This is a genomic window from Streptomyces cyaneochromogenes, from assembly GCF_003963535.1.
Lineage (GTDB): Bacteria > Actinomycetota > Actinomycetes > Streptomycetales > Streptomycetaceae > Streptomyces > Streptomyces shaanxiensis.
Window position 1 is genome coordinate 1,276,761 of the sequence record NZ_CP034539.1, and the last position, 17,123, is coordinate 1,293,883.

A 17,123-nucleotide genomic window follows, 5' to 3' on the forward strand; every position below is an offset into this window, starting at 1 on the left:
GGGCTTCCTTCTCAACCTCCTTGAATTAGTCCCTTCGCTTTCCTCGCCACCCAACTCCTTCTTCCGTCGGCTCAGCTGTCGTAGTCCACCGTCAGCGTCTCGGACACCGGGTACGACTGGCAGGTCAGGACGTATCCCGCGTCCACCTCGGCCGCCTCCAGCGCGAAGTTGCGCCGCATGTCCGCCTTGCCGTCGGTGACCAGCGCCCGGCAGGTGCCGCAGACGCCGCCCTTGCAGGCGAACGGCAGGTCGGGGCGGGTGCGTTGGGCGCCGTCGAGGATGGTCCGCTCCCTCGGCAGGGCGGCCGTGGTGGAGCGGCCGTCGAGGGTGATGGTGACCTGGCTGACGGGCCCCTGCGGGCCGGCCTCCTCGTGGTGCACCTCCCGTACGGGCTCGTCGTCGGCGTAGAACAGCTCCTGGTGCACCCGCTCCGCCGGAACCCCGAGGCCCTCCAGCACCCGCTGCGCGTCCCGGACCATGCCGTGCGGGCCGCACAGCCACCAGTGGTCGGCGGTCGTCACGTCGACCAGCGCGCCGATGAGCGTCGAGAGCCGGTCGGCGTCGATACGGCCGGAGAGCACCTCGGCCTCGCGCGGCTCGCGGGAGAGCACGTGGGCGAGCTGGAACCGGGTCGGGTAGAGGTCCTTCAGGTCGGCGAGTTCGTCGGCGAACATCACCGTGTCGGTGCGGCGGTTGCCGTAGAAGAGGGTGACCGTCGAGCGGGCGTCGGCGGCCAGGACGGACTCGGCGATGGACATCATGGGCGTGATACCGGAGCCCGCCGCGATCAGTACGTGATGGCCGGGGGTGGTGAGGTCGGGGGTGAAGGCGCCGGTGGGTGCCATGACCTCGACGGTGTCGCCGGGGCGTACGTCGTTGACGAGCCAGGACGAGAACAGGCCTCCGGGTACGACCCGGACGCCGATGCGCGGACTCGACCCGGCCGGCGAGCAGATCGAGTACGACCGCCGCTCGTCCCGCCCCTCGATCTCGCGCCGCAGCGTCAGCGACTGACCGGGCGTGAAGGCGAACTCCTCGGCCAGCTCCGCCGGGATGTCGAAGCCGACGGCTACGGCGTCCGCGCACAGGGGCTGTACGGCGGCGACGGTCAGGGTGTGGAAGGCCGGACGGCGGCGGGTGAGCGGGCGTACCTCCGGGGCGGGGCCGACCCCGGTCCCGGCCTTGGCCCCAGGCCCAGGGGCGGCCGGAGTCGGGCCGGCCGACGCCGGGATGCCCGGGGCCTGGCCGGCCGACGCCGAGACGCCCGGAGCCGAAGCAGCCGTGGCCGGGACACCCGAGTGCGCTCCGGCCGGGGCCGGTGTGCCCCGAGCAGGGTCGGTCCGGGCCGTCGGCTCTTCCCTCAGGCCTTCCATTCAGATCTCCTTGACGTACTCGAACGGCTCGCGACAGGCGCGGCAGCGCCACAGCGCCTTGCAGGACGTGGCGGCGAAGCGGGAGGTCTCCTCGGTGTCCGCCGAGCCGCAGCGCGGGCAGCTCACCGTGTGCCGGGTGGGTGACAGCACGAGCGGGACGGGGCCGGCGCCGCGCGGTGCGGGTCCGGGCGGGGCGATGCCGTGCTCGGCGAGCTTGCGGCGGCCGGCCGGGGTGATCCAGTCGCTGGTCCACGGCGGGTCCATGACCGTACGGATCTCCACGCGCTCGTACCCCGCGTCACGCAGCCGCGCCGCGACGTCGGCCCGCATCTCGGCCATGGCCGGGCAGCCCGAGTAGGTCGGGGTGAGGCGGGCGACCACCGTGCCGTCCTCGGTCAGTTCGACGCCGCGCAGGACGCCCAGGTCGGCCAGGGTGAGCATGGGCAGCTCGGGGTCCGGCACCTGTTCGGCGACATGCCGGGCGCGCCGTGCGTCGAGCAGGGTGGTCACCATGTCGCCTCCGGGTGGGCGCGGGCCACGCCCTGCAGCTCGGCCAGCAACGGGGCCAGATGCTCGGTGTGCTCGCCGTCGCGGCCAGAGCCGGGCAGCGGGCGGTACACGGGCATGGGCAGTCCGGCGGCCTCGGTGACCTGGCGCAGGACGGCGACGACCTCGTCCCGTACGTCGTACGCCGTGAACAACTCGCCGAGGTACGGGGCGACTTGCTCCTGGGCCCGGCGCATCCGCCGGTGCGACTCCTCGGTGCCGTCACCCAGGCGCACCGCCCACTCGGCGGCGTACTGCCGGTGGTAGGCCAGCTCCTTGACGCCCTTCGCGGCGATGGCCGCGAGCACCGGGTCCGGGTGCGACGCCAGCCGTTCGAAGTGCGCGAGGCGCCAGCTGGAGAGCATCAGCAGCCGCGCGATCGAGAACGCGAAGTCGGCATTGGGCAGTTCGGCCAGGCGTACGTTGCGGAAGTCGCCGGCGTCCCGGAAGTAGGCGTAGGCGTCCTCGTCGCGACCGGTGCCGTCGACCTGGCCGGCGCGGGAGTAGAGCAGGCGTGCCTGGCCGAGCAGGTCGAGGCCGATGTTGGCGAGCGCCACCTCCTCCTCCAGCTCGGGGGCGCGGGTGATCCACTCGGCCAGACGCTGCGCCGAGACCAGGGCGTCGTCGGCCAACGCCACGCACAGGGCGGCCAGTTCGCCGGCGTCGATGCCCTCGGGCACGGTGGTGTCGACGCCGTGCAGGGGGTCCTCGAAGCCGGTGCCGTACGCCCAGCGGGCGTCGTCCTCGTGTCCCTCGGCGAGGGTCAGATAGACGTGGTCGTCACTCATGCCCTCTCCTTCAGATGTGGGGGACGTCGTCGGGGATGTCGTAGAACGTCGGGTGGCGGTAGACCTTGTCGGCGCTGGGCGCGAAGAACGGGTCCTTCTCGTCGCGGGTGGAGGCGGCGATGTGCTCGCTGCGCACCACCCAGATGCTGACGCCCTCGTTGCGGCGGGTGTACAGGTCGCGGGCGTGGGTGAGTGCCATCCGGTCGTCGGCGGCGTGCAGCGAGCCCACGTGGACGTGGTTGAGTCCGCGCTTGCCGCGCACGAACACCTCGTACAGCGGCCAGTCCTGCTTGTCGGCGCTCATGCCACCGCTCCCTTCTCCGCGCGGGCGGCCTGCTTGGCCGCGTGGGCGGTGGCCGCCTCCCGCACCCAGGCGCCCTCCTCGTGGGCGCTCCTGCGCCGCTGCATCCGCTGGTCGTTGCACGGCCCGCCGCCCTTGATGACCCGCATCAGCTCGTCCCAGTCCGGGGTGCCGAAGTCGTGGTGGCCGCGTTCGGCGTTCCACCTCAGGTCGGGGTCGGGAAGAGTGACACCGAGCTTGTCGGCCTGCGGGACGGTCATGTCGACGAAGCGCTGACGCAGCTCGTCGTTGCTGTGCCGCTTGATCTTCCAGGCCATCGACTGCGCGGAGTTGGGCGAGGAGTCGTCGGGCGGGCCGAACATCATCAGCGAGGGCCACCACCAGCGGTTCACGGCGTCCTGCACCATCTCGCGCTGGGCCTCGGTGCCGCGCATCATCGTCATCAGCAGTTCGTAGCCCTGCCGCTGGTGGAACGACTCCTCCTTGCAGATCCGCACCATCGCGCGCGCGTACGGCCCGTACGAGCTGCGGCACAGCGGCACCTGGTTGCAGATCGCGGCGCCGTCCACGAACCAGCCGATCACTCCGACGTCGGCGAAGCTCATGGTCGGGTAGTTGAAGATCGACGAGTACTTCTGGCGCCCTTCGATCAGCCGGTCGGTCAGGTCCGCACGGTCGGCACCCAGGGTCTCCGCCGCCGAGTACAGGTACAGCCCGTGTCCAGCCTCGTCCTGCACCTTGGCGAAGAGGATCGCCTTGCGGCGCAGGGACGGCGCCTTGGTGATCCACTCGCCCTCGGGCTGCATGCCGATGATCTCCGAGTGGGCATGCTGGGCGATCTGGCGGACGAGCGTCTTGCGGTAGCCGTCCGGCATCCAGTCCCGGGGCTCGATGCGCTGGTCGCGCGAGATCGTCGCATCGAAGTGCTCCTGCAGGTGCCCCGGTGGGGGCGCCTCGGCGGAGAGTGAAGTCGTCATCGATAACCAGCTTCCCAACCGACCATTCGTTCGGTTCCAGTGTGACGTGTTTCCGGTGGGTGGGCAAGACCTTCGACGTGCGCGAAGACGGCCCAGGACACCCCCGAGGGGTACCTGGGCCGTTCAGTGACCGGGAGAAACCGTCACACGTTGGGCACCTTCAGCTTGTCCCAGCTGACCTTGCCGGGAATCCCGTCCGCGTCCTTGCCCCTGAAGTGCAGCTTCTGCTGCCAGGCGGCGTAGGAGCGGCGGTCGGCCTCGGTCCACTCGGGGCTCGGGCCCTCCTCGTAGCGACCGCAGCCCTCGGCGACCAGGCGGTGACCCATGGCCGTGATGATCGGGGACTTCTGGCCGATGTGGAAGAAGCCGCTGCCGGGGAAGGGCTCGTACTTCGGCTTGGGCGCGGGCTTCGGGTCCGGGGTCGGGGTCGGATCCCCTCCCCCGCCGCCCTTCAGCCGCTGCGCGATCCGCTTGCGCATGCCGTCCATCGTGAAGCCGCGCGGGTCCGTCTTGCCCGGCTGCCACTCCTTGTGGCCGATGACCGAGCGCTCGGTCCAGCCGTGGTGGCGGCAGATCGCCGCCGAGACCCTCTCGATGGCCTCCTTCTGCGCCTCGGGCCAGGGGTCCTTGCCGTCGCCGAGGTTGATGCACTCGAAGCCGTAGAAGTGCGCGTTGCCGTCGGTGTCGGCCTCGTTGTCGGGCGGCAGCCTCGACTCGTTGATCACGGCGCGCAGGACGTCGCTGTCGCCGAGGCCGGCGTGGTTGGCCCGGCCGTTGCCGACGAGGTGGATCTCGCCCTTCTTGTCGATCACGCCGTGGCACAGCGGGCCCGGCAGGCCGGAGTAGCCGTTGTAGCAGATGTTCACCGAGGACTCGGTGCCCTTGGTGACGGTGTGGTGGATCATCACGCCGTTCACCGGGCCCCAGGGGCCCTTGCTGTTGCGGTTGTGGGTGCGCCACTTGCGGACCTCGTGGACCGTGAGGCCCTCCGCGCGCAGTATCTCCACCATCTTGGACGCGCTCAGGGGCTTGGCCATTACTCGTCTCCCTCCGCCGCCGCCTCCGCGTCCGCCGTGGTCTGCGACCTCCCGCGCGACGGGTCCTCCGCCAACTGCTCCTCGCGGCGCGCCTGTTCCTCCGCAGCGAGCGACGCCTCGTCCGCGGCCTGGACGCTGCTCGCCAGCGGGTTGAAGGCGAGGCGCAGGTCGACGGTGCTGCCCTCGCCCTTGACCAGGGCCAGCGGCGCGAAGCCGCGGACGATGCCGGCCGGGCCCTGGAGCAGCGGGCGGCGTGCCGCGTCCGTGGGCCACTCGACGCTGCCGGTGGCGGTGCGGGCCGGGATGATCCAGTGGTCGCCGGTGCGGTAGGAGGCGCCCTTGGCGAAGTACACCTCGACGCCGTCCTCCAGCGTCAGCCACTCCCCCTCGGCGACGGGCACGGCGCCGCCCTTCAGAGCGGTCGTACGCCCCTTGCGCCTCGGTCCCTCGTGGTGGTCCCAGCGGCGCAGGAACGGGTTGAGGTGGGGCAGCCGTCCGACGCCCTGGTCCGGCTCGGCGGACAGGCGGACCCGGCGGCCCGGCAGGTCCAGCTCCTCGACCCGGAGCAGGGGCAGGGGCTCGAGGCGGGAGGCGTACGCGGTGTCGACGAGCTCCACGTGGTCGCCGACGTCCAGGTCCAGCTTGTCGTCGTACCCGAGCGACGCCAACTGCACCCACGTGCCGTCGAGTTCGTCGACCGGGAAGACCACGGAGCCGTTCTCGCGGGACCACTTGAAGGTGGCGTCCTTCGCCGCGCCGCCGGCGTGCACCTCGACGCGGTACAGCTGGTTCTCCTGGCCGCGGTAGCGGGCGTCCGGCTTGACCAGGCAGGGGTCCTCGTCGGCGTGGTCGGGCCGCTCGCTGCGGGCGGCGAGGCGCGCGGTCGCGGCCTGCTTCAGCGCCCACTTGTCGAAGGCGGCCCGCACGACCTCCTTGGACGGGTTGCCGTCCTCGATCTCCAGCGCGGCGAGCGACAGCGGCAGCACCTGCCACACGACCTTCACGCGGGCCGCGGTGTCCGGCATCGCGGCGCCGAGGGCGACCTCGCGCAGGGCCGGGTCCTCGGCGGCGGAGACGGCGCGCTCCCACACCTTCAGATAGACCACGAACGGCGTCGTGGCGGGCGAGGGCAGCCGGTCGCCGGGCTTCTCCGGGTCGCGGAAGCCGTCGGGCTGGTCCCAGTAGGTCCAGTACGCCGGCGGGGCGGCGGTCTCCTGCTCCTCGGCGTCCTCGTCCGGGACCGGCACGCCGGGCGCCGGGCGGGTCGCGTCCAGCAGGATGCCGTCGACGTAGTAGCGGCCGCCGTTGATGTGGAGCGTGTCGATGTCGTGCTTGCCGCCCACATAGTCGATCTTGAAGCCCGCGGCGTCGCGCGGCCCGCCGTGCCGGCCGATCAGGTCGGCGGCGAGGGTGCGGGCCTGGTGGAGCTGGATCGCGGTCTGCTCGTTGATGTCGGCGTCGAGCTGGACGCGCCCCTGCTGGGCGATGACCGCCGAGTAGCGCCGCTGCGGGCGGAACGTGAGGCGGGAGAGATCAGCGTGCATGAAGGGGGTCCCCCTGGTTCAGGAAAGTGCGGGTAGGGCTTACGGCGGCGTCGCGCACGGCTCGGCTCATGGCCGGCATCACGTCAGGGATCACGTCACGCCTCACGTCACGAAGAAGATCCCGGCGTCCGTGCCCGCCGGCGTGTACTCCGCGAGCCGTGCCCTGAGGCCGTCCTCGCGCTGCGGCCGGTACAGGTCGTGGAAGGCGCCCATCTCGGCGCCGTCGTCCGAGCCGCGCCGGATCTCCTCGGCGCACCGGTCGGCCAGCAAGCCGTACCAGGGCGTCCCGTAGCGCTCCGAGGTGAACAACGGCCGTACACGAGCGGCCTGTTCGGGTCCGGCCAGGTCGGGCTGGCAGCGGAACCGGCGCGGGGTGCGCGAGCCCGGCGGCACATACGAGTACCGCACGCAGCCGATGCCGCGCCGGGCCACATGGAGCCTGCCGGTGAGGATCGAGTTCTCGGCGATCTTCACGGCGTGGGTGTGGATCTCGCCGATCACGGTGGTGCGGTGCAGATGCAGCACGGCGTGCGCGTGGCGGCAGTCCGGTGCGGACAGGGCCTCACGGCTCGGGCCGGTGGCGTCGAGGATGCTGTCGCGCAGGTGGATGTCGAGGGGGTCCTCGCTCACCTCGTCGCCGATGACCTCGATGGTGCCGAGGATGCTGTGCTCGACCTGGAGGCACGCGGTGGTGCGTTCCAGGACGATGCTGGGCTCCTCGGGCGAGTGCGGGTCGCACTCGGGCTCCAGCGACCAGCCGGGCACGAGCGTGGAGTGCCGTACGACGACCGCGCCCATGGGGCCGGTGACGTTGATGCCGCGTCCGGCGACCAGCAGGCCGTCCAGGACGATGCGCGGACGCTCGTGCGGGGCGCAGTCCTCGGACACCGCACGGATGTTGAGGGCGTCCGGCCGGTTGCTGTACCAGTCGAGCAGGCGTATCACCGGCCGGGTGCCCTCGGCGGCCCGCACTTCGAGGCGGTCGCCGGGGTCGAGGTCGAAGTCCAGCTGCTCCTGGTAGGCGCCGCTGTGGGTGATCTCGATGATGCCGTCGGGGCCGCTGCGGCCGGCGCGGCGGTCGTGCTGCCAGGCCCGGTACGCGTCCATGATCTGGCGGTACGGCTGCCCGGGCCCGACCCGGTAGAACTCGGCGTCCGGACGCGGCTGGCGGTCCAGCCGGTCGTACTCGCCGCCGCCCATGTCCGCGCCGAACGCGTGGTGGTAGTCCACCCACACGCCCTGCCGGGGCGCAGACCGCGCCCCGAAAGCGATCCGGCCGAGCTCCGGGTCGACGGCGACCTGCCCGCGCTTGGGCCGGTAGCGCCAGTCGGACAGGTCGGCGACCACGATGTCGGAGGGCGGCACCGGCTGGTCCTCGCCGTCTCGCCGGATGACGAGGCTCTTGCCGGGGCCGTAGTAGTCGGTGAGCCGGTCGTGGAGCTGACGGCGGGTGACGAACGCCGGGACGTTGTCGATCGTCGCGATGTGCGTGGGCGAGGGCTCCGGGAACGGCTTGGTGACCAGCTGGGTGTCGTTGCCCAGGATCGAGAAGGTGTAGAGGTTGCGGGCGCGGTCGATGCAGTACGCCGGGGACTGCGTGAGCGAGTGCGCCTTCAGCCGCCAGACGAAGAGCGCGACCCCGGCCGGAGTCCAACCACCCTGACGGTGCCGGGAGTTGGCGCGGCGGACGTCGACCGTGCGGGCCGTGGCGCCGAAGGGGCCGCCCGCGAGGTCGAGGGCGGAGTTGTCGCGCAGGTCGACGAGCCGGCCGCGTCCGCCGCGGTGGACGCCGGTGTCGCCGTGCAGCTTCACGGGCTGGGTGTGGGACACCTGCCGGGACAGTTCGACGGCGCGGGCGGGCCAGCCGGTGACCTGGCCGGAGAGTTCCTCCAGGAGGTGCAGGGTGCCCTTGCGGCGGCGGTTGGCGACGGTGGCGGCCACGTCGGCGCGCGGGGCGACGGCCTCGGCGAGGGCGGCGCGGCCACCCTCGTGCAGGCCGGTCGTCAGGACGCGTTCGTAGCCGGGCAGGGTGCGGTAGCCGACCAGGTCGCCGAGGTACGGCAGCACCCAGGGCGCCGCCGTCTCCACGAACAGGTCCTCGTAGCCCTGCTGGACGCCGTCGCGGACCCGGTCGAGCTGCTCGGCGATCACCGCGAGCAGCGCGCGCAGCGGTTCGCCCTCCTCGGCGTCGCGCAGCAGGTGCCAGCGGGGCAGCAGCGCGGCGAGCCCGTCGGGTTCCCTGGACGTCGTCGCCGGGGTCGCGGTCTCCAACTGGACATCCGCCGAGTGCGCGGCCATCACTTGACCTCCGTCAGAATCAGTGTGTCCGCGGCCTTCGGCGACAGCATCGCGAGCTGTGCCGGGCGGATACCGCGGAAGACGAACACCGAACGGCCCTTCGCCAGGCGGCGGGTGTCGGTGATGTCGGGGTTCAGGCGCAGCAGTTCGGCGAGCGGGACGCCGTACCTGGCACTGACCTCCGACAGTGTCTCGCCGTTCGCGGCGCGGACCGTGTGGGTCTTCTCGTCGTACGTCGCCGGGTGGGCCGGGACCGATGCCCTGGGCGGGCCGGGATCGGCGAGGATCCCGGTGAGTTCCTCGGGCGTGGCGGACGCGGGGACGCCGGTGAAGACGTCGACGTCGACGTAGTCGACGCCGGGTACCGAGTGCGCCGTGGCGAGGACGTCGGAGAGCCGGGCAGGCCGGCCCAACTCACGTCCCTCGTAACCGAGTCGGCGCAGCAGGGCCTGACGCAGACGGGGCTCTACGATCTCCCACGCGTGGTCGGGAGCGACCTTCACCTTGGCGGCGACCAGCAGCAGCACGAGTTCGCGCACGTCCACCCGGACGGGGATGTTGATGTCCCCGTACTCGGTCAGGGCTCCGCGCAGCGCGCGCAGCGTGTCCGAGTCGCCGTCGATCGGTACGTCGTCCGTGCCGGCGACCGTCACGTGCAGGACGCGCCGCCGACCGTCGAAGAGTTCGCGCGCAAAGGCCCGGCCGATGCCGGCACGGGAGCGGGAGAAGTCCTCGTAGTCGGACTCGGAGACCAGGCGGTCCAGGGCCGACACGGCGAGCGGGATCGTACGGCGGGTCAGGCCGGGGCCGTCCGCGTCCGCGCCGCCCTTGGCCGGGCGCGGGTTGGTGACCTGCGTGACGCCGAGCGGGCGGGTGAGCGGCTGGGTGACGCGGTCGGCCGCGACGTTCGCCGCCTTGCCGGTGCCGAAGCGGTAGCGGGCGCGGATGTTCTCGTGGCCGGAGGGCAGCCGGGCGCCGTGGACGCCGTCGCCGAAGGTCACCGTCGTGCGGCCGTCGGCGGTCGAGCCGGTGATGTAGACGCGCTCGCCGGGGCCGCGTCCGGCGAGGCTGTCGACCTCGTGCCAGAGGACACCGTCGACGCGGATCTCCAGCACCGGCGTGGCGCCGAGGGGGTTGTCGTCGGCGAGCCAGGTGAGCGGGGACTGCCACAGCGCGAACGTCTGGTTCACGCGGCCCGAGTCACCGCTGCCGATGGCCTCCTCGCGGCTCTCGCCGTGGGTGGCCTCGACCACGTTGCCGAGGATCCGGACGGTCTCGCGGCGGTAGCGGTGGGCGAGGTCTGCGGTCAGGGTGAGCCTGGTGTGGACGTGGTCGCCGGGCAGTTGGAGGTCGACGGCCGGGTCGGCGGCGGCGATCGTGACGACCTCGGTGGCCTGGACGCCCGCCGTCCCCGGGATGTCGCTGCGCTCGCCGCTCACGATGAGCGTCCGTCCGGGCCGCAACCCGTCGTACAGCACGGCGAGTTCGATCTCGTTGCCGTGGACGTCCTCGCCGAGCGGTTCGTCGGCCAGGCGCAGCGGCTCGCCGGCCGCGTGCACCGTGGTGTCGCGGATGTGCGAGAGCAGGACGTCGAACTCGTCCAACCACGGGTCGGCGAGGGTGAGTTCGGTGCCGCGGCCGGTGATGCCGTAGTTGGTGTACGCCGCAGTACGCGCCGCGACCACCTTGGTGGTGACGAACGCGAGCCTGGCGTCGCCGGGGATGCCCTCCTGGGCGCCCTTGGCCGGGCGCTGGATCGCGACCCAGCTGTCGACCGTGATGCCGGGGTGGACCGTGTCCAGCTGAAGGATTCGGCGGTTGAGAGGCTCGGGCTTGCTGGCGATGACGACCTCGACGTTGGGCTCGGTGCTGCCCACCGTGTACTTGAGGCTGACCTCGTACTCGCCGTGCGTGAACTGCTCGCTCGTGTTCGGCCGCAGCGCGATCTGCTCGGACGTGCCGTTGTGGACGCCGACGTGGACCAGGCCCTCGTCGTCCGGACGGGACACGAAGAGGGTGCGCTCGGGAAGGCCCGAGTGGAGGCGGGCCGTGACACCGGGGTCCTGGGAGTCGGTGGGGCGGCGGTTGAGCCAGTTCAGGTCGCGGTCCTGGCCGGAGCGCACGGACAGCTCGACCTGGCCGGTGCCGAGCGGGAAGTTCACCGGCTGCGGGACCGGCAGGTTCTCGGCGCGCTGGTCGGAGCTGCTGCCCTCGACGTACTGGAACTCGGCCCGGACCGGGGTCCGGCCCGACGTGTCGTAGACGACCCGCAGGCTCGCCAGCACGGCGCCCGTGAGGGGCCAGTCGGCGGTGCGGATGACGCGGCCGCGGTCGTCCTGGACCGGTTTGAGCGGGGCCGTGGCGCCGAAGGGCGCGGCCGTGACCCGCATGGCGAGCAGTTCGCGCAGGAGCTGCGGGGTGCCGGGGACGGCGGCCGCCGCCGTACGCCAGGCCGGGTAGAGGCTGCCGAGGGCTGGGTTGAGGGCGGAGAGCAGGCGCGCGGTGTCGCTGCCCGGACGCCGGGCACCGGTGCCGCCGCGGGGCGCGGGGGTTGCGGCGCGCAGGGCGGGCAGGACGGCGCTCAGGGTCCGCAGAGCGGCCGCGCGAGGCTCGACGGCGGCCTGCCCGCTGCCCTCGCTCTCCTGCGCGCTGCGCACCCCCGGCTCATTCCCGGCGTCCTGCGCGGGCGCCAACCGCAGTGCCCGCTGGGCGAGTTCGGCGAGCACCGCTTCCAGCTGCTCGAACCAGGCCGCGACGTCCTCATACGGCTCGGCCAGCACCTGGGCCTCGCCGAGCCGGGCGACGGGTTCGGCGAGCCGGGCCGCGAGCCGCTCGGGGGTCTTGATGCCGTCGAGGTCGTCCCGCAGGGGCGCGAGGACCTGGTCCTCGAAGTCCTCGATCAGCCGGCTGACCGGCCTCGGGTTGGGGACCTCGGGCGTGGGCGGCTCGTCGCCGGGCTCGCCCGGTGCCGCGGGGGCGGCGGTCCAGCGCCGTACCTCGTCGACGAGTTCCCTCAGGGTGGGCGGGGTCGACCTCGGCAGGGAGATCGCCGTGACCTCGTCCTCGCGGTCGACGCGTGCCTTGGCTACGGGCAGCAACGTGCGCTCGCCGCCCGCCTGTTCACCGAAGACGAAGAGCAGCTGCTCGCCGGTCTGCAGCGAGTTGGCCGTGCCCTCGACGAAGATCTCCGAGCGGCGCTCCAGGTCGGCGGGGGTGATGAGGGAAGGGCGCCGGCGGCGCACCTTCAGCTCGTTCCAGTCCCAGCGGGCCGTCAGGTCGCGGCTGGTCTCGAAGGTCAGGGACTGCTCGTCGGCCGACGCGGGCACGCTGTGGCTGCGCGCGCCGCGCGGGATCAGCACGGGCAGCGCCTCGGCGCGCGGGTCGCGCTCCAGGGTGTACGCCAGGTGCGTGGCGGCGGCGACGCCGGGGCGCGGGCGGTGGCCGACAAGGCGGCCGAGCAGGACCAGGGACCGGTGCTCGTTGGCCGTACGGATGTAGGCCTCGTCGGCGATGCGCTCGGAGTGGAAGGTGAGCAGGTCGCCGAGGACGGCGGTGGCCTCCAGGAGGCCGATCGCCGGGTCGTCCGGGGTGCGGACGGTGAGTCCGGCCAGGGCCGGGTACGCCGGTGAGGCGAGGCGGTCGAGGAGGGCGGCCCGGAAGGATCCGTACTCGCCGACGCGGTAGTCAAGGGCCGTGCGGCCGGGCGGGTTGTGCACGGGGGCCGGAGCGAGGCGCTCGTCGTGGCCGCCGCGGCAGGCACCGCCGCAGCCGCACTCGTCGGTGATCGCGCCCTCGGTCGTCGGGACGCCGGTCATCGGGCACCTCCCAGGGAAATCGCCAGCCGGCCGTTCTCCGGCCGGTCCGGGTCGTTGTCACAGGTGGCGATCTCCAGCGGGCCGAGCCGCAGCACGCCGTCCTCCCTCTCTCCTCGGTCCGGCTCGAACAGCCGTTGCAGCCGGGTGACTTGGACGCTCTCCACGCCGGGGACCGCGGCCGCGACGGCGACGAGCCGGCTGAGCCGTACCGGTTCGCCGAAGGTCAGCGCGTCCGGGTGGAAGAAGCCCCGCACACCGCTGCCGAGTACGCGGTACAGCTCGGCCAGGATCTGCCCGTGCTGGTGGCCGGGCTTGGCGCACACGGTCAGCGCGATGTCCAGCGGGACGAGCCGCGCGGCGCCGACGACGAGGTCGTGGCCGATGCGCCGGTACGGCTCCAGCGCCTGGGCGACGGAGGTGAGCAGTTCGCCGGACGGGGCGCCGGTGCCGTACGCGTCGACCGCGATGTGCGCCTCCTGGACGCTGCCGGTCCAGCGCAGCTCCGCCGCCGCGCGCTGCACGCCGGGCAGTGCGGTGGCGAGGGCCGTGTAGTCCTCGGCGGTGACCGCGCGCAGGCGGGTGCGGCGCAGGTCGAGCGGGGCCAACTGGCGTACCTGCTCGACGGGTTCGGGCTCGACACCGCCGACGGCGGGCAGCGGGTTGCGGACCACGGCGGCGGGCGGCGTCTCGCAGTCGGACTGGACGACGAGGTGGTTGATGGCTTCCGCGCCCACGTTGCCCGCGGTCCCTCCGCCGAGCCGGTAGTGCAGGGCGAGCCGGGATCCGGGCGTCGGCTTCGCACCGTGGCGCCCGTCGCCGAATCGCAGGGCCAGACGACCGTCGTCCTCCAGTTCGCCGACGAAGTGCCGGTCGCGGGGGCCGCTGTCGAGCAGGTCGCGGCGCGGTTCCCAGGCGAGGGCCTCGCCCTCGTTCTCGTGGACGCGTACGGCGGGCAGCGCCCGGCGCGGGTCCTGGTCGAGGCCGGCGGTCGCGGAGCCGCGCAGCACCAGCTCGTCCGGGTGCAGTCCGGCCGCGTACGACGGGCCCCAGCTGTGGGCGATCTCCCAGGCGATGTGCCCGTCCAGGACCGTGCCCGCGCGGGCACGTGCCGTGAGGACCTCGATCCGGCGCAGCTTGGCGTCGAGCAACTCGTCGCTGCGGTACAGGAGTTCACGCAGGGCACGGACGGGGTGGCGGCGCAGCTCGATGCGCTCCAGGATCCGCAGGCCGTAGATCACCGCGAGTTCGGCGATCTCGGCGTCGGCGAGGCCGTCCCGGTCGCGGGCGCTGCGCCACAGCTCGACGAGCCGCTGCCGCACCCGTCCCGGAATCGCGGCGATCCGCTCGGCCTGCCCGGCGGCGACGGTGCCGCGCTCGGGGAACGGCACCGCCTGGGTCACGGGCGCGCGGCCGAGGACGGCGCGAAAGCGGGGCTGGATGCCCGGGTAGACGGACTGGGCGAGCAGTGTGCGCAGGGCGGCGGTCTGGGCGTACGCCGTGCCGGGCACGACGCGCTCGTGGCGCTGCCCGGCGCGTTCCAGACCGATTCCCGCCCTGGTGGTCGCCCCTTCGCCGACCACCTGGAACAGCTCGCGGACGTCGTCGGGCGACAGGGCGTCGCCCGACTCGGCCTTGTCCGTGAGGGAGTTGATGAGCCGGGCGGGCGCGTTGCCCTCGTCGCGGTCGGCGCACCCGAACACGGGCGGGTCGCAGGGGGCGGTCTCCGCGGGGACCTGCGGGACGGTGAACGTCTCGGGCAGCCCGTGCAGGGTACGGCCGTGGTCGACGAGGACGACGTTGCCGCGGGCGAGGCTCACGTCCTCGACGGGCAGGCAGTCGCGGCCACCGCGCGTGGTGAGGCAGAGCGGGAAGCGCAGGGCGTCCCCGGCGGCCCAGGTGACCTCCAGGACCGGCTGGTCCTCGATGCGGTCCACGGCGGGGGTGACGGAGGTCAGGCGCACGGCCTGGCGATGGCCCGGGTCGGCGTCGCCGGGGGTGCCGGTGCGCGGGCCCTTGACCTCCTCCAGGATCAGCAAGTCGCCGGGCCTGAGGTCGAGTTGACGTTCGCGGCAGGTCTCCGGGTCGACCCACTCGTCGCGCAGGGTGGCGGAGGTGGCGCCCTTGGGCAGGGTGCGGACCTCGTCGCCCCACGTCCACAGGCGGATCGCGTTGTGCGCGACGCGCAGTTCCAGCGGGTCGGCGGTGACGACCGGTTCGAAGACCTCCACCGAGCCGCGCTCGTCGAGGTCGCCGAGGTCGGCCTCGTCGACGACCGTGCCGGGTTCGGGCCGGTCGTGCGGGTCGAGGGTGCGGACGTCGACGGAGGCGAAGCGGAAGGTGCCCGGGGCGAGCGTGTGGTCGCCGGCGGTCTCGACGGCGACGTACGCGCGGGCGGTGCAGCCGTCGTGCATCGCGTAGTCGATGAGCCGGACGTGCCGCCGTACGGAGACCCTGCGGCGCGCGGTGTCGAGGTAGGCCTCGGTGGCGACCGCGTCCTGCTGGTAGCTGATCTGGTCACCGGTGTGGGCGAGCAGCTCGACCAGGGTCATGCCGAGGTCGGCGGGGTTGCGTTCGACCCAGTCCGGGGTGGTGAGCGCGAGCCGGTCCAGGAGCAGCTTGCGGATGGTGTCGTAGTCGCGGGCCGTGTAGTCGATGACGGGCGCGGCCGGGAAGTCGGACGCGTCCTGCTCGTCTTCCTTGCAGTCGAAGGGAGTCGGGCAGTCGGGCCGGAAGACGAAGGTCGCGCTGTGGTAGCGCTGGTCGAAGCCGCGATACGGCTCGGTGCCGGGCCGTCCGTACGGGTCGGTCTCCACGAGGGAGAGCCGGTAGCGGGAGGTGTCGCCGGCCTTGTCGAGGGTGACGTAGAGCCGGTCGTCGAGCTCGGGGTCCTCCTCGCGCTCCACGCTGACGTCCACGGCGGTGACGCCCGTGATGCGGCGGCCGCCGTCGATGCGGACGTTCTCGGGGACGAGGCCGTGCGGGGCCTTGCCGAGGAAGGTGACGGTGAGCAGCAGACCGTCGTCGCCGACCTCGACGGAGTCGACCCCGTTGAGCTGGGCGGCGCGGACCTTGGCCCGGCGGGAGGTGGTGGTCGTACCGGTCATGCCGCGGCCCTCCCTTCGAACACGTCGTCGCGCCGGGCGCCGTCGGCGCGTATGACGTACGACAGGTACACACGGACGACGTTGTCCTCGCTGACCACGTCGAGGGCCTCCACGTCGATGAGGTCGCCGAGCCAGCGCTGGAGCGAGGCCTGGACGGAGAGTTCGAGGGTGCTGATCAGTTCCGGGCTGGTCGGCGCGAAGACCAGGTCGAGGAGCCCGCAGCCGAAGTCGGGGCGCATGACGCGCTCGCCGGGGCTGGTGAACAGCAGCTGCTCGATGAGGTCGTGGACGTGCTCGCCGCGGGTGGCGTGCGCGGTGCGGCCCCGGCGGTCGGGACGGAACGGGAACGCGATGTCGGAACGGGTGACCGGCCTGGTCATCGTGTGGACACCTCCTGCTGCGCGGCGTTGACGACGGGTGGTCCCTGTGCGACCAGGGCCGCGCTGAAGCACTGGGCCGCGGAGATGTCGAGCAGCACGGGGGCGCCCGCGACGGATACGCCGCTCGCGGGGGCCGTGAACCGTACGGACACGCAGGGCTGCGGCACACCGTTCACGGTGTGGACGCAGCCTGCGACGGTGTAGGTATGAGCGGCGGTGGCCGCCGCCCGGCCGCCGATCAGCACCGCCGGGGACGGCGTGTGCGCCGGTGTGGCGCGCCCCCCGTGCGGGCAACTGATCACCGTGTCGGCGGCCAGCAGCTTCCCTGCTGCCCCGGATGTCCCGGACACGTTCGTCGTTCCCCCGTTCCTAACGCTTCGGTTCCACGGTCAGCTGGCCCTCGTTGACGATGACCCTGCCGTCCTGGAGTGTGATGCGGGCGTTGCCGGCGGCGATGACGATCGCCGCCTCGGTGATGCGGATGTACGCCCCGTTCTTGGCCTGCAGCAGGATTCCCTCGTCGGGGCCGGTCACGTCGTTCATCACGATCTTGTGCGCCAGCTGGGTCTGGACGACGACGGGCTTGAGCTCGGAGGGCCGGGCCAGCTCCCGGCGCGCGTCGGGCGGCAGCTCGGCGCGGTCCCCGTACCAACACCCCGTCCAGATCGGGAAGCTGGGATCGCCCTGCTCGAACTCCACCCACACGCCGGCGTCCTTCGGCGGCACCACGACCTGCCCCGCCTCCTGCCCGGTGAAGGGCAGGCAGGGCAGCGCCCAGGTCGAGGGCTCGTCGCCGAGCACATCGGGGACCTGGACCGTGATCCGCCCGATGCCCAGCGGGTCGTTGTTGTCGATCACCCGGCCCCGGAACTTGCCCAGGTACCGGTTGTTCGGTGCCGCCATGCGTCAACTGCTCCTGTTTTCGGTGTTCCGGTGTCCCGGAGTTCCTGCGTTCCGGTG

At 72.7% G+C, this 17,123-nt stretch carries 13 protein-coding genes; all 13 read right to left on the reverse strand.

The genetic code is table 11. The annotated features are described in order from the left end of the window. Positions 1–71 precede the first annotated feature (71 nt). The 13 genes from paaE to EJ357_RS05565 all read right to left on the reverse strand — a co-directional run bounded on the left by paaE (position 72) and on the right by EJ357_RS05565 (position 17,066). Entirely contained in the window at positions 72–1,373 is a 1,302-nt protein-coding gene (gene paaE / locus EJ357_RS05505; RefSeq protein ID WP_228472976.1) for a 1,2-phenylacetyl-CoA epoxidase subunit PaaE, read from the reverse strand. Further along, entirely contained in the window at positions 1,374–1,886 is a 513-nt protein-coding gene (gene paaD / locus EJ357_RS05510) for a 1,2-phenylacetyl-CoA epoxidase subunit PaaD (RefSeq protein WP_126389181.1), read from the reverse strand. After that, positions 1,880–2,707 carry a 1,2-phenylacetyl-CoA epoxidase subunit PaaC gene (paaC, locus tag EJ357_RS05515; RefSeq protein WP_126389183.1) on the reverse strand — a complete coding sequence of 276 codons (828 nt, stop codon included), beginning with the start codon at positions 2,705–2,707 and terminating at the stop codon, positions 1,880–1,882. The genes paaD and paaC overlap by 7 nt, the downstream gene beginning before the upstream one ends. A gap of 10 nt (positions 2,708–2,717) precedes the next feature. Further along, the gene (gene paaB, locus EJ357_RS05520; RefSeq protein WP_030050769.1) at positions 2,718–3,011 is read right to left on the reverse strand and encodes a 1,2-phenylacetyl-CoA epoxidase subunit PaaB; all 294 of its coding nucleotides are present in this window, start codon (positions 3,009–3,011) and stop codon (positions 2,718–2,720) included. Further along, complete coding sequence (paaA, locus tag EJ357_RS05525; protein ID WP_126389185.1) at positions 3,008–3,985, reverse strand: 1,2-phenylacetyl-CoA epoxidase subunit PaaA; 978 nt, start codon at positions 3,983–3,985, stop codon at positions 3,008–3,010. The genes paaB and paaA overlap by 4 nt, the downstream gene beginning before the upstream one ends. A gap of 143 nt (positions 3,986–4,128) precedes the next feature. Beyond that, entirely contained in the window at positions 4,129–5,022 is an 894-nt protein-coding gene (locus tag EJ357_RS05530; RefSeq protein WP_126389187.1) for a peptidoglycan-binding protein, read from the reverse strand. After that, on the reverse strand, positions 5,022–6,566 hold the full coding sequence (locus EJ357_RS05535; protein ID WP_126389189.1) for a DUF6519 domain-containing protein: 1,545 nt from the start codon (positions 6,564–6,566) through the stop codon (positions 5,022–5,024). Before EJ357_RS05535 ends, EJ357_RS05530 begins: the two co-directional genes overlap by 1 nt. Before the next feature lie 102 nt (positions 6,567–6,668). Then, positions 6,669–8,864, reverse strand: a complete 2,196-nt coding sequence (locus EJ357_RS05540) for a hypothetical protein (RefSeq protein ID WP_126389191.1) — start codon at positions 8,862–8,864, stop codon at positions 6,669–6,671. Next, complete coding sequence (locus EJ357_RS05545; protein ID WP_126389193.1) at positions 8,864–12,679, reverse strand: putative baseplate assembly protein; 3,816 nt, start codon at positions 12,677–12,679, stop codon at positions 8,864–8,866. The genes EJ357_RS05540 and EJ357_RS05545 overlap by 1 nt, the downstream gene beginning before the upstream one ends. Further along, positions 12,676–15,783, reverse strand: a complete 3,108-nt coding sequence (locus tag EJ357_RS05550) for a putative baseplate assembly protein (RefSeq protein ID WP_126389195.1) — start codon at positions 15,781–15,783, stop codon at positions 12,676–12,678. Before EJ357_RS05550 ends, EJ357_RS05545 begins: the two co-directional genes overlap by 4 nt. Beyond that, entirely contained in the window at positions 15,780–16,163 is a 384-nt protein-coding gene (locus EJ357_RS05555) for a GPW/gp25 family protein (RefSeq protein ID WP_126389197.1), read from the reverse strand. Before EJ357_RS05555 ends, EJ357_RS05550 begins: the two co-directional genes overlap by 4 nt. Continuing rightward, positions 16,160–16,513, reverse strand: a complete 354-nt coding sequence (locus tag EJ357_RS05560) for a hypothetical protein (RefSeq protein WP_126389199.1) — start codon at positions 16,511–16,513, stop codon at positions 16,160–16,162. Before EJ357_RS05560 ends, EJ357_RS05555 begins: the two co-directional genes overlap by 4 nt. 19 nt (positions 16,514–16,532) lie before the next feature. Then, a complete protein-coding gene (locus EJ357_RS05565) occupies positions 16,533–17,066 on the reverse strand; it encodes a phage baseplate assembly protein V (protein ID WP_126389200.1) in 534 nt (177 codons plus the stop codon). Between the last annotated feature and the right edge of the window lie 57 nt (positions 17,067–17,123).